Origin of the sequence: Actinocatenispora comari (genome assembly GCF_017312725.1) — a bacterium.
Taxonomy (GTDB): Bacteria; Actinomycetota; Actinomycetes; order Mycobacteriales; family Micromonosporaceae; genus Actinocatenispora; species Actinocatenispora comari.
In genome coordinates this window covers 43,074-56,787 of the sequence record NZ_BOPO01000049.1, presented here as the reverse complement: position 1 = coordinate 56,787, position 13,714 = coordinate 43,074, and the positions used below count along the sequence as shown (strand labels likewise).

The window sequence follows — 13,714 nt, the reverse complement described above, 5'->3', positions numbered from 1 at the left end:
ACCGCGCGGCCGAGCAGCCGGGTGGCCGGCCGTCAGGACACCTCCTCGTACAGGTCGGTGACCACCTCCGGCGGCAGGCCGTGCGTGTCGTGCAGGTAGCGCAGGTCGTCGTCGCCCAGCGGCCGCCCCCGGTACCGGCCGAGCACCCGCCGCCCGCGCCGCACCAGCTCGCCGAACCGGCGCTGCTCGTCCAGCAGCACCTCCCGTACCGGGGTGTCGAGCGGCTGCCGGAAGTGCCGCAGCGTGTCGGTGAGCAACTCGTCCGGCAGCTCGGACAGCGAGTGGGTGTCGTCGTCTCGCCACAACCGGGTCAGTACCCGGCGGATCAACCGGCGCGGCACGTAGCCGCGCCCGGTCGGCCCGGGCCGGACCCCGTCGCCGAGCAGCGCGACGACCGAGCGCAGGTGGTCGCTGACGACCCGTTCGGTACGCCCGTGCACGCCCCAGAGCCGCCGCGCGGTCGACAACCACGGCAGGAACAGGTCGGTGTCGTACCCGGTGCGCACCCCGCTCAGCAGCGTCACCAGGCGCTCCAGGCCCATGCCGGTGTCCACCACGCGCCGCGGCAGCGGTTCGAGCGAGCCGTCGGGCAGCCGCCGGTACCGCATCTCGACGTGGTTCCACAGCTCCATCCAGCGCGGTTCGGTGCCGGGCGTTCCGGTCGGCGGACCGTCACCGGTCCAGACGTGGATCTCGGAGTCGGGGCCGCACGGCCCGGTCTCCCCCAGCGACCACCAGTTCTCTCCTTCGAGCTCCACCGGTACGCCGAGCTCGGTCCAGGTGCGCCGCGACTCCTCGTCCGGCCCCAGCTCGCCGGTGCCGCCGAACACGGTGACGTACAGGCGATCCGGGCTCAGGCCGAACCCGTCGGTGAGCAGTTCGTACCCCCAGCGCAGGCTCTGCTCGTGCGAGTAGTCGCCGAACGACCAGCTGCCGAGCATCTCGAACAGGGTGTAGTGCCGGTCGTCGCCCACCTCGTCCAGGTCCGTGGTGCGCAGGCAGCGCTGCACGTTCACCAGCCGACCGCCGAGCGGATGGTGACCGGTCTCCAGGTGCCGTACCAGTGGATGCACGCCGGAGGTGGTGAACAGCACCGGGTCGCCCGGCGGCGGGATCAGCGTGCCGCCGGGCAGCACCCGGTGGCCGCGGTCTCGGTAGAAGTCGAGGTAGGTGTCGAGGATGCGCTCTGTGCCGTGGTCGAGGATCGAGTCTGTGTCCATTGTGGACTCCCGTCGGTGCGCGGATGGCGCGACCGGACACCGCCGGCGACACGGAATCCCCTGACCCACTGGCCTGGAGGAAGACACGAATCCGGCGACCGTGTCCGGTCGCCGGAGGAATGCAGGAGCTACTCGGCGGCCGGCGAGCTGGCAGCTCGCGCGGCCGCGGCGGAATTCACCACGAGATTGTGATGCACCAAGTCCTGCATGGGCCCAGCATAACCGCCCGCCGGCGTGCCGGCGCGGTGATATCGCTCGCGCCGCGCGGCCGGCCCGGCACGCCGGTTCGGGTCAGAGCTTCTGGATCGGGGCGTGCCGCAGCACGATCCACATCGTCTGGTCACCGAAGTCGATCTGCGCCTGGGCCCGCGGCCCGGACCCCTGCACCGCCACCACCCGGCCGAGACCGTGCCGGTCGTGGTTGACCCGGTCACCCGGGGACAGCGACGGCACCTGCCGCAGCTCGCTGGCCGCGCCGACCAGCTTCGGATCCAGCCCCAGCTTGTCGGCCAGCGCCTTGCTCTTCGGCCCGCTGGTCAGCTCGCTGCTCGGCCCGCGATACTGCGCCGACTCACCCCGGCCGACCCCGCCCCGGGTCCAGCTGGTGTACGCGTCGGCGGTGCGCTTCCAGTCGATCAGCTCGGTCGGCAGCTCGGGCACGAACCGCGACTCCGGGTTGTACTGCGGCTGCCCCCACGCCGAGCGTGTGACGGCCCGCGAGATGTACAGCCGCTGCCGGGCCCGGGTGATCCCGACGTAGGCGAGCCGGCGCTCCTCCTCCAGCTCGCGCTTGTCACCCATGGACCGCATGTGCGGGAAGACGCCGTCCTCCATCCCGGTCAGGAACACCACCGGGAACTCCAGCCCCTTCGCGGTGTGCAGCGTCATCAGGGTGACCACCCCGGACTGCTCGCCGTCGCCGTCGGGGATCTCGTCCGCGTCGGCGACCAGCGCCACCTGCTCCAGGAACCCGGCCAGCGACGGCGTCTCCTCGATCTCCTCGCCGGCCGCGTCGTCGTCCTCGCCGGCCGCGGCGGCGCGCTCGATCCGCTCGGTGTACTCCCGGGCGACGCTGACGAGCTCCTGCAGGTTCTCCACCCGGCCGGCGTCCTGCGGATCGTCGCTCTCCTCCAGCTCGGCCAGGTAACCGGACCGGGCGAGCACCGCCTCCAGCACGTCTTCCGGCGGCTCGGTGGCGGCCATCTGGCGCACCTCGGCCATGATCGCGGTGAAGTCACCGATGCCCTTCACCGCGCGCGAGGAGATGCCGACCGCCTCGCCGGCCCGCTCCAGCGCGGCACCGAACGAGATGTTCTCCTTGCCGGCCAACGCATCCACGCACGCCTCGGCCCGCTCGCCGATGCCCCGGCGCGGGGTGTTCAGGATGCGCCGGACGCTGACCACGTCGTCCGGGTTGGCGATCGCCCGCAGGTAGGCCAGCGCGTCCCGGACCTCCTTGCGCTCGTAGAACCGAACCCCGCCGACCACCTTGTACGGCACGCCGAAGCGGATGAAGATGTCCTCGAAGACCCGCGACTGCGCGTTGGTGCGGTAGAAGACGGCGACGTCGGCCGGCTTGTACCCCTCGTCGTCGACCAGCCGGTCGATCTCCTTGGCCACCCAGTCGGCCTCGTCGTGCTCGTTGTCCGCGACGTAGCCGACGATCTTCTCGCCGGTGCCGGAGTCGGACCAGAGGTTCTTGGGCTTGCGCTCGGTGTTGCGCTCGATCACCCGGTTGGCCGCGTTGAGGATCGTCTGGGTGGAGCGGTAGTTCTGCTCCAGCAGGATCGTCTCGGCGGTCGGGAAGTCGCGCTCGAACTCCATGATGTTGCGGATCGTCGCGCCGCGGAACGCGTAGATCGACTGGTCCGCGTCGCCGACCACGCACAGCTCGGCCGGCGGCACCGGCTCGCCGTCGTCGTCCACCGACTCCGGCAGGCTCCCGCTGCCGCCGCCCACCAGCTCCTTGATCAGCACGTACTGGGCATGGTTGGTGTCCTGGTACTCGTCCACCAGGATGTGCCGGAACCGCCGGTGGTAGTGCTCGGCGACGTCGGGGAACGTCTGCAGCAGCCGCACCGTGGTCATGATCAGGTCGTCGAAGTCGAGCGCGTGCGCCTGCCGCAGCCGCTGCTGGTAGGACGTGTAGGCCTCGGACAGTGCCCGCTCGGCCGGGCCGGACGCCCGGGCCGCGAACGTCGACTCGTCGACCAGCTCGTTCTTCAGGTTGGACACCTGGGCGGCGAGCGACCGGGCCGGGTAGCGCTTCGGGTCGAGGTCGAGCTCGCGGGCCACCAGCTGCATCAGCCGGCGCGAGTCGTCCGCGTCGTAGATGGAGAAGGTCGACTTCAGCCCGGCGTGCTCGTGCTCGGCGCGCAGGATCCGCACGCAGGCGGAGTGGAAGGTGGACACCCACATCCGCCGGCCGCGCGGGCCGACCAGGCCGGCGACCCGCTCGCGCATCTCGCCGGCCGCCTTGTTGGTGAACGTGATCGCCATGATCTGGCCGGGCGTCACGTCCCGCGCGGCGAGCAGGTAGGCGATCCGGTGGGTCAGCACGCGGGTCTTGCCGGAGCCGGCGCCGGCCACGATCAGCAGCGGCGAACCGGCGTGCACGACCGCCGCCCGCTGCTGCGCGTTGAGCCCGCGCAACAGCTCGTCGGGGTCGGTGGCGGGCGGCCGACGGGCCGACGAGGCGGGCTGGACCGGTGGGATCTCGAAGAGTGCGTGCATCGCGACCGAGTCTATGCCGGGGCACCGACACCACTCGCGGCGCGACCACCCGACACCGGGCGTGGACGGTCGCCCGGCGCCGACGTCGGGCCCACCGTGGCCGGGGCCGACCGGCGCGTTCCCGCATCGTGACATTTACCCGCCAGTCGGATACCTACCGTACTGGCAGGAATCTTTACTAACGTCGCGTCAGCGCGGCGCCGCGCACGCACCTCTCCCCGGCCTGTCCGCGCACCCTCGCGGACCGGGCCTTGCTACCCCCACGCAGGGAGGAACACGTGAAGAGAACGCTCGCCGCGGTCGGCGCAGCGGTCCTCGTCGCCGGCGGGATCACCGCCGGCATCGCGGCCACCGCCTCGGCCAAACCCGCGGTACCGACGAGATCGGCGGCCATCGCCCGCGCCGACGATTCGCTCGCCGCGCACCACGCCGCGGTACACGCCTCGACGGCCGACGCCTTCAAGGTCCGCCGGGTCGTCACCGATCCCACCGGCGCCACCCACGTCCGCTACACCCGCACGTACCACGGGCTGCCCGTCTACGGCGGCGACCTCGTCGTGCACAACGCGCCCGGTGGCGGCTACGCCGGCGTCGACGTGGCACAGCACGCCACCATCGACGTGTCCACCACCGCGAAGATCAGGGCCGCCGCGGCGGCGAGGACCGCGCGCGCCGACCACGACGGGAAGGTCACCGCGGTCTCCGACCCGGACCTGGTCGTGGACGCCACCCGGAGCCGGCCGGAGCTGGCGTACGACGTGGTGGTGCGCGGCTTCCAGGCGGACAAGCAGACGCCGAGCAGGGAACACGTGCTGGTGGACGCGAACACCGGCAAGACGATCCGGTCCTGGGAGGAGGTGGAGACGGTCACCGGCACCGGCCACGGCCTGTACGTCGGCACCGTCAACATCGACACCACCCAGTCCGGCGGCGGCTACCAGCTGCAGGACCCGTCGCACGGCAACGGCTACACCTGCGACATGTACGGGTCGGAGAGCGGCAGCTGCTCGATCTTCACCGACCCGGACAACGACTGGGGCAACGGCAGCCAGTCCGACCGGGCCAGCGCCGCGGTGGACGCGCACTTCGGCGCGGCCAAGACGTTCGACTTCTACCGGGAGACCTACGGCCGGAACGGCATCTTCGGCGACGGCCGCGGGGTCCCGTCGAAGGTGCACTACGGCAACGGGTACGTGAACGCGTTCTGGGACGGCTCGTCGATGACCTACGGCGACGGCCAGGGCAACCAGTACCCGCTGATCGCGCTGGACGTGGCCGGCCACGAGATGTCGCACGGCGTCTCGCAGGCGCTCGCCGACCTGGGCTACTCCGGTGACGTCGGCGGCATCAACGAGGCCAACAGCGACATCTTCGGCACCATGGTCGAGTTCTACGCCAACAGCCCTGGCGACCCGGGCGACTTCACCATCGGCGAGATGATCTCGGCGAACTTCGGCGGCCGGCCGCTGCGCTACATGTACCAGCCGTCGCTGGACGGCTCGTCGTTCGACTGCTGGTCCTCGGCGGTGCCGCAGTCCGACCCGCACTACTCGTCGGGCGTCGGCAACCACCTGTTCTACCTGCTCGCCGAGGGCAGCGGTAGCTCGCAGTACGGCACCAGCCCGACCTGCAACGGCTCGACGGTCACCGGCATCGGCAAGGACAAGGCGGCGGCGATCTGGTACCACGCGCTGGACGCGTACATGATCTCCACCGAGACGTACAAGCAGGCGCGGCAGGACACCCTGAAGGCCGCGACCGACCTGTACGGGCAGTGCAGCGCCGAGTACCAGGCGACCCAGGCGGCGTGGTCGGCGGTCAGCGTGACCGGCAACGACCAGCCGTGCGGCGGGCAGCCGACCACCTCACCGACGGACACCTCGTCGCCCACCCCGCCGCCGAACCAGGGCTGCGGTGGCGTGTCGGCGTGGGATGCCAGCACGGGGTACGAGCCGGACGACGAGGTCTCGTACGACGGCAGCCTGTGGAAGGCGGTCTGGTGGTCGACCGGCGCGGCGCCGGGCGAGGCCGGTTCCTGGGCGGTCTGGCAGAAGGTCGGCGACTGCTGACCGGCGCCTCCGGGTTCGGATCCGGAGATCGACCCCGCTGAATGCGATGGCCCCGGCGAGTGCCGGGGCCATCGCCGTGCCCGGGGTGACTGTGGGTCGTACGGCCGATCGGTTCGGTCATGGTTGTGGGTAATTCTACCTAATTATGAGCATCAATCTTAAAAGCCAATTAAGAGTGCCTTTACGCCGGTCCAAATGCCCTGTTATACCGCCTTCCGTGACAACAGTCACGCACCCCTCAAAGTCTGGGAGGCTCAGGGTGAGAAAGACCCTCGCCGCCGCGGGCGCCGCGGTACTCGTCGCCGGAGGCATCGGCGCCGGGTTGGCCGCGTCTGCACAAGCAGGACCGGTGATCCCCAGCCGGGCGCAGGCCATCAGTACGGCCAACAGCGCGCTGACCGCACACCGCAGCGCGATCCACGCGTCCAGCTCCGACAACTTCAAGGTCCGCCGGGTCGTCACCGACCCGAGCGGCGCGACCCACGTCCGCTACACCCGCACGTACCACGGGATGCCCGTCTACGGCGGTGACTTCGTCGTGCACAACGCGCCGGGCGGCTCGTACGCCGGGGTGACCGTGGCGCAGCACCACACCATCGACGTCGACACCAGCGCGAAGGTCGGTGCGGCCGCGGCCGCGAAGACCTCCCGGGCCGACCACCAGGGCAAGGTCACCGCGGTCGGCGACCCGAAGCTCGTGGTGGACGCGACCGCCGGTACGCCGGTTCTCGCGTACGAGACCGTGGTGACCGGCTACCAGGCCGACGGGCAGACCCCGAGCAAGGCGCACGTGCTGGTCGACGCCGACACCGGCAGGACCATCCGCTCCTGGGACGAGGTCGAGAACGTCGCCGGTACCGGGCAGGGCCTGTTCGTCGGCACCGTCGACCTGGACACCACCCAGTCCGGCAGCGGCTACGAGATGGTCGACCCGTCGCACGGCAACGGCTACACCTGCGACCTGAACAACACCGAGAGCGGCACCTGCACCACGCTGACCGACTCGGACAACAAGTGGGGCAACGGCAGCAACTCCGACCGCGCCACCGCCGGCGTCGACGTGGCGTACGGCGCCGCGATGACGTTCGACTACTACAAGGAGAAGCAGGGCCGCAACGGCATCTTCGGCGACGGCAAGGGTGTGCCGTCCCGGGTGCACTACGGCGACAACTACGTCAACGCCTTCTGGGACGGCCAGCAGATGACGTACGGCGACGGCGAGGGCAACAACGCCCCGCTCGTCGAGATCGACGTCGCCGGCCACGAGATGTCCCACGGCGTGTCCGAGGCGCTGGCCGACCTGGGCTACTCCGGCGACGTCGGCGGCATCAACGAGGCCAACAGCGACATCTTCGGCACCATGGTCGAGTTCTACGCCAACAACAGCGAGGACCCGGGCGACTACGACATCGGCGAGAAGATCGACATCAACGGTGACGGGACCCCGCTGCGGTACATGTACCACCCGTCGCTGGACGGTGCGTCCTACGACTGCTGGTCCTCGGCCGTACCGCAGTCCGACCCGCACTACTCGTCGGGTGTCGGCAACCACCTGTTCTTCCTGCTCGCCGAGGGCAGCGGAGACACCCAGTACGGCAACAGCCCGACCTGCAACAACTCGACCGTCACCGGCATCGGGCGGGACAAGGCCGCGAACATCTGGTACCACGCCCTGGACGCCTACATGGTCTCCACCGAGACCTACGCGCAGGCCCGCCAGGACACCCTGAAGGCCGCGACCGACCTGTACGGCCAGTGCAGCGCCGAGTACCAGGCGACCCAGTCCGCGTGGTCCGCGGTCAGCGTGACCGGCAACGACGCGCCGTGCGACGGCACGCCGGACCCGACCGACCCGACGACGCCGCCGCCCGGCGGCGGGGACGACTGCGACACGGTGACCAGCGCCGCGCCGCAGGACATCCCGGACGGCGGTTCGGTGACCAGTTCGATCGCCGTGGCCGACTGCGCCGGCAGCGCCACCGCCAACACCACGATCACCGTGCACATCAGCCACTCGTACCGTGGTGACCTGCAGATCGACCTGATCTCGCCGAAGGGCGACACGGCCCGGCTGAAAAACGCCAACCCGTACGACAGCGCGGCCGACGTGGACGCGACCTACACGGTGAACGCCTCCGACGAGACGCGCGACGGCACCTGGAAGCTGAAGGTGACCGACGTGTACTCCGGCGACACCGGCACGCTCGACTCCTGGTCGGTCAAGTTCTGACCCGGTAGCGAGCTTCCCGATCCGGCGCCGAGGGCGGCAGCCCCGCTCTCGGCGCCGTGTATAGTCGCAGCGTGCTGTTCGACGCGCGATTTTATGGCTATGGCACCGGAGACCCGGCAGCCGTAGGTCGCGCCTGAGCACACCGCAGACCGACACGAACGCCCCGGGCTCCCCGAGCCCGGGGCGTTTCGTCTGCCGGGGCGGGGTGTCCGGGCCGAGGACCAGGAGCGCACCCCATGAGCGAGCCTCAGCGAGCGAACCACGAGCATCGCGCCGTCGTGCCTCATCGGGCTTCCGACGAAGGAGGAAGGCCGACCGACAGCCCCGAGACCGGTACCGACCAGCCCGCCGCGAGCGACCGGATCTCGATGCTGCGACGACGCATCGACGAGATAGACGGGCAGATCATCGCCCTGTGGCAGGAACGCGCCGCCGCCTCGCAGGAGGTCGGCGCCACCCGCATCGCGTCCGGCGGTACCCGGCTGGTGCTGTCCCGGGAGCGCGTGATCATGGAACGGTACCGGGAGGGCATGGGCCCGGACGGCACCCAGGTGGCGCTGCTGATCCTGCGCGCCGGCCGCGGCCCGCTCGGCGGTACCGAGAGCTCCCGAGATCGCGGCGTCGAGACCTCCTGACCTCGGCGGCGCGCCTCGTGTCGGTCGCACCTCCTACGATCATGCCGTGAGCGAACTGGACGATCGTGCGGTGAACGAACCAGACGGCAGGCCGACCGGCGACGACGGGGTCAGGCGGGTGCTCGCGGTCTTCGCGCACCCCGACGACATCGACTTCGGCGCCGCCGGCACCGTCGCGGCATGGACCGACGCCGGCATCGAAGTGGCGTACGTGCTGGTCACGCGCGGCGACGCGGGCGGCTTCGACGACACCCCGCGGGCCGAGATGCCGAAGATCCGGGAGGCCGAGCAGAAGGCGGCGGCCGCCGCCGTCGGCGTGCACGAGGTGCACTTCCTGGACGGCTACCAGGACGGCGCGGTGTACGTGACGCACCAGCTGCGGCGCGACATCACCCGGCAGATCCGCCGGTTCCGGCCCGACCGGGTCCTCACCAACTCCCCGGTGCGCAGCTGGTCGATGCTCGGCGGCCCGAACCACCCGGACCACCAGGCGGTCGGCGAGGCCACCACCTACGCGGTGTACCCGGACGCGCGGAACCCGTTCGCGCATCCGGACCTGCTCGCCGAGGAGGGGCTGGCCGCCTGGACCGTGCCGGAGGTCTGGTACTCCGGCGTGCCCGAGCCGGACCACTTCGTCGACATCACCGACACCTTCGACCGCAAGATCGCGGCGCTGCGCTCGCACGCCAGCCAGCTGCCCGACCCGGACGCGATCGTCGGCGGCCTGCGGGAACGGTTCGGCGCTCAGGCCGAACGCGCCGGCATGGCCCCCGGCCGCATCGCCGAGGCCTTCCGCATCGCCCGTTAGACACGGACGCTGCGCCACCGTTCACGGAAGAAGCAGGCAACGAAACGGCGCCCCGGGCGAGTGCCCGGGGCGCCGTTCGTCGTTCAGTCAGTTCAGTGCGTCAGGCGACGACGACGGGCCATGAACACGGCCGCGCCACCACCGACCAGCAGCACCAGCGCGACGCCGATGATGATCGGCAGCGAGGTACCGGTCACCGGCAGGCCGCCACCGGCGGTACCGGACGCGCTCGGCGAGGCCGGCGCGGCGCTGGTCTCCGACGGCGAGGCGGACGGCGCCGCCGTGGTCGGGCTGGCCGACGGCTGCGCGGTCACCGTCACGGTCACCGTCGCACCGACCTTCTGGGTGGCGGTGTCGGCCAGGATCAGCTTCTGGAACTCGTTCTCGTGGCCCTTGACCATGAACACCGAACCGGTGGGCAGCGCGCCGTTGCCGGACGCGGTCACCGTCACCGAACCAGCGGAGTCGGTCTTCACCCAGAACTTGTCACCGTTGCCGAGCGAGGTGACCGGCTTGCCGTCCGCGTCGACGACCTGGCCGTTGCCGGTGGTCACCGAGACGTCCTTGACACCGGTCGCGGTGACGGTGAACGGACCGACCTTCTCACCGGTGTGGCCGCTGGCCTGCTTCGGCGAGATCGACACCTGCGGCGCCGGCGGCTCGCTGCCCTTCTGGGCGTTGTCGACCAGGTAGTCGTGCACGGCCTTCACCGCGGCGTAGTCCGCCTCGGACAGGCCGTTCCTGCCGCTGTAGCGACCGGTCAGTTCGACACCGTCGCTGTAGTGCCAGATCGCGGTCTGGGTACCCGCGAAGGCATCCAGCTCCATCTCCCTGGCCTTCATCCCGGTGGTGTCGACCTTGGCGGCCTTCAACACCTCCGCCGGGTCCTTCACGTTCGGGAAGGAGTTGGAGAGGATCCACTGGATCTTCGGGAGGTTCTTGACGTTCGACGTGTCCCACTTGCCGGCGGTGTACTCGGTGCCGCCCTTGCCTGCGGGGTGGTGGTAGTCGATGCAGTAGGCATCCCGCACGTCGCCGTTGGTGAACGTCAACGAGAACTCGGCGACCGGAGTGGGCTGGCGGCCGGCGCTGGTGTTGACGAGAACCTCGCCCTTGACGCCGATCTTCGCGACACCGGCCGGGAGGTCGGAGTTGGGCTTGACCGAGCTGTTCGGCTTGGCTCCGTCATCGCCCTTGGCGGAAGCGGCGGCGGCGCCACCGAAGACGAGGGCGCCGGTCGCGGCGAGCACGACCGCGGCGCGCAGGCCGAAGCCTCTACGCCGGCTCTTTCCTGCGAACACTGATTGCCTTCCTCTGCGCTTGAGGGATGGACTGCCCGGCTGGGCCGATCGGCCAGCCGGGCACGGGATGTCAGGTTGAGGATCTCGGCCGCCCCGGCACGACGTCCATCGCGCAGAGGCAACCAGCTCTGCTGGAAAAAAGGGGAAAACGAGCCAGACCCTACGCGAATCCCGTGTTTGGAACAAGACCCGCCGTAGGGGAGCTAGTTCACAGCGATCATCAGCAACCACCACACACGATATGACGTTGCGGAGCGGTACGAACAATCACACGGATGGTCACCGTCGCAGGCATCGTACGGATCGTCCATTGCGGAAACCGAAGAATGCGCGCGGGCGAAAAGCAGGAAACGGCGACGATGCCGTAGCTCGACAAAGCCGGAATCGGATCAATTCATCCGAGGTATCGACGCCGATGGATGCGGTCGGACCGGCGTCACACCAGGCGGCGGTCGGCGGCCCAGCGAGACAGCTCGTACCGGTTGGACATCTGCAACTTGCGTAACACGTTGGAGACGTGCGTCTCGACCGTCTTGATCGAGATGAACAGCTCCTTCGCGATCTCCTTGTACGCGTAGCCACGGGCGAGCAGCCGCAGCACCTCGCGCTCCCGGTTCGTCAGCTGGTCGAGCTCGGGGTCGCTGACCGGCTGGTCCGGCCGGGCCGCAAAAGCGTCCAGGACGAAGCCGGCCAGCCGCGGGCTGAACACCGCGTCGCCCTCGGCGACCCGGCGGATCGCGGCGGCGAGCTCCTCCGCCGAGATGGTCTTCGTGACGTAGCCGCGGGCGCCCGCCCGGATCAGCCCGATCACGTCCTCCGCGGCGTCGGACACCGACAGGGCGAGGAACTTGACCTGCGGGTGCGTCTTGCGCATCGCCTCCAGCACGGCGCGACCGCCGCCGTCGGGCATGTGCACGTCGAGCAGCACCACGTCGGGCTCGTGCGCGGCGATCGACGAGATCGCCTCGGCGACCGTGGCCGCCTCGCCCACCACCGACACCCTGGTACCGAGCTCGGCCCGGACCCCGGCGCGGAACATGGCGTGGTCGTCGACCAGGAACACCCGCAGCGGGCGGCTCTCGTCAGTCATGTCCGCTCTCCTTGTTCGTGCCCTCGTCGGACCGGCGCGGCAGGTACAGCCGGACCTCGGTGCCCTCGCCCGGGGTGCTGCGGATCTCCGCCCGGCCGCCGTGCCGTTGCATCCGGCCGATGATGGAGCCCTGCACCCCGTGCCGATCATCCCGCACCTCGGCCAGCTCGAAGCCGGCACCCCGATCCCGGACGAACACGCTGACCTGCTCGGGCTCGATCTCCGCGTACAGCGAGATGGTGTCGACGCCGGCGTGCTTGCCGGCGTTCACCATCGCCTCGCGGGCGGCCGCGGCGAGCGCGGCGACGTCCGAGTCGACGTCCACGTCACCGACGACGACCGTGTCGACGCTGATCGCGTACGTGTCCTCGACCTCGGCCGACGCCTCCTCCAGCGCGGCGGACAGCTTCTCCGCCGGCGACGCGGTCGGCTTGTACAGCCAGTTGCGCAGGCTGCGTTCCTGCCCCCGGGCCAGCCGCGCCACCTCCCGCGCGTCCGAGGAGTTGCGCTGGATCAGCGCGAGCGTGTGCAGCACCTGGTCGTGCACCATCGCGGCGATCTCGGCCCGTTCGGTCTCCCGGATCCGGGCCTCCCGCTCGGCGCGCAGCGCACCGGCCGAGCGCCACAGCATCGGACCGAACACCACCGTGATGCCGAGCACCGCGAGCAGCGCGAACAGCAGCCCGTTCAGCAGCGCGGTCCAGCTGATCTGGGCGCCGGCCAGCGCCGAGGTGACCACGACCAGGCCGATGATGCCGACCGCGACCAGCAGCGCACCGCCGCCGAACCGCAGGATCATCGACCGCCGGTCGCCCAGCGCGCCGCTCAGCGCACCGAGCACCGGCACCTTCGACACGTCCGGTACGCCGGCGTCCTCCATCCGGCGGCGCCGGTCCGGGTCGGCCTGGTGCCAGATCACCCCCACCCCGAGCGCGACCACGGCGGCGAGCAGCCCGATCAGGAACGCGGTCCCGCCCCAGCCGGCCACCGAGATCAGGGTGACCAGACCGACCGCCAGCGCCGCCAGCGCCGACAGCTGGCCGACGTCGCGGCGGCTCGGCGGGGTGCTGCGGTCGACCGGCAGCACCGCCCAGAACGCGGCGTACAGGATGGCGCCCAGGCCGTACGCGACGAGCAGGACGACGAACGCGATCCGCACCGCGAGCACCGGTACCCGGAGGTGCTGGGCGATACCGGCGGCGACCCCGGCCAGCGCCCGGCCGTTCGTGGACCGGTAGAGCCGCGGGCCGGTCGGCACCGGAGCCGGTGCCGGCGGGCGTGGTACGACCGGGGGGCGCCAGTTCTGCGCCATCGTCGGCATGCCGACGGGCCAGCTCACCGGCTGCTGGACCGGTCGAGGGCCGGGCCCGTTCGCCCGCGGTTGGCCCGCCGGAGGCGCCTGCCACGGCCGATGGGCCTGGTTCTGGGCCTGAGCCGGGTTCTGGGTCGGCTGAACCCAGGGCTGGGCCTGGGTCGGCTGAGCCTGGGTCGGCTGGGTCTGCCACCCTGCGGACGCGACCGGTCGGGGCCCGCCGTCCGGGCGGCCCCGGCCCCACCAGGCCGGACGACCGGTGCCGGAACCGGCCATTTCCGGCGGTACCGGCGGCTCCTGCTGTGCCGCCCACCGC

General features: G+C 70.8%; 9 protein-coding genes. 4 read left to right on the top strand and 5 right to left on the bottom strand.

The annotated features are described in order from the left end of the window. Positions 1–32 precede the first annotated feature (32 nt). Positions 33–1,220, bottom strand: a complete 1,188-nt coding sequence (locus NUM_RS14380; RefSeq protein ID WP_207125339.1) for an alanine--tRNA ligase-related protein — start codon at positions 1,218–1,220, stop codon at positions 33–35. A gap of 291 nt (positions 1,221–1,511) precedes the next feature. Then, positions 1,512–3,953: a DNA helicase PcrA gene (pcrA, locus tag NUM_RS14375; protein ID WP_207125338.1), complete on the bottom strand. Its 2,442-nt coding sequence runs from the start codon at positions 3,951–3,953 to the stop codon at positions 1,512–1,514. Between the two features lie 278 nt (positions 3,954–4,231). Here pcrA and NUM_RS14370 point away from each other — a divergent pair, with 278 nt between their 5' ends. From NUM_RS14370 to NUM_RS14355, 4 genes are all read left to right on the top strand, one after another. Further along, positions 4,232–6,022 carry a M4 family metallopeptidase gene (locus NUM_RS14370; protein ID WP_207125337.1) on the top strand — a complete coding sequence of 597 codons (1,791 nt, stop codon included), beginning with the start codon at positions 4,232–4,234 and terminating at the stop codon, positions 6,020–6,022. 259 nt (positions 6,023–6,281) lie between these two features. Next, positions 6,282–8,252: a M4 family metallopeptidase gene (locus tag NUM_RS14365; RefSeq protein WP_225918569.1), complete on the top strand. Its 1,971-nt coding sequence runs from the start codon at positions 6,282–6,284 to the stop codon at positions 8,250–8,252. 236 nt (positions 8,253–8,488) lie between these two features. After that, the gene (locus NUM_RS14360; protein ID WP_207125335.1) at positions 8,489–8,887 is read left to right on the top strand and encodes a chorismate mutase; all 399 of its coding nucleotides are present in this window, start codon (positions 8,489–8,491) and stop codon (positions 8,885–8,887) included. A gap of 46 nt (positions 8,888–8,933) precedes the next feature. After that, on the top strand, positions 8,934–9,695 hold the full coding sequence (locus tag NUM_RS14355; protein ID WP_225918567.1) for a PIG-L deacetylase family protein: 762 nt from the start codon (positions 8,934–8,936) through the stop codon (positions 9,693–9,695). A gap of 92 nt (positions 9,696–9,787) precedes the next feature. Here NUM_RS14355 and NUM_RS14350 read toward each other — a convergent pair whose 3' ends face one another. From NUM_RS14350 to NUM_RS14340, 3 genes are all read right to left on the bottom strand, one after another. Next, positions 9,788–10,996, bottom strand: coding sequence for a thioester domain-containing protein (locus NUM_RS14350; RefSeq protein WP_207125334.1), 1,209 nt, complete (start codon positions 10,994–10,996; stop codon positions 9,788–9,790). Positions 10,997–11,432: 436 nt separating this feature from the next. Beyond that, positions 11,433–12,086, bottom strand: a complete 654-nt coding sequence (locus tag NUM_RS14345; RefSeq protein ID WP_207125333.1) for a response regulator — start codon at positions 12,084–12,086, stop codon at positions 11,433–11,435. Next, positions 12,079–13,398, bottom strand: a complete 1,320-nt coding sequence (locus NUM_RS14340) for an ATP-binding protein (protein WP_207125358.1) — start codon at positions 13,396–13,398, stop codon at positions 12,079–12,081. Before NUM_RS14340 ends, NUM_RS14345 begins: the two co-directional genes overlap by 8 nt. Between the last annotated feature and the right edge of the window lie 316 nt (positions 13,399–13,714).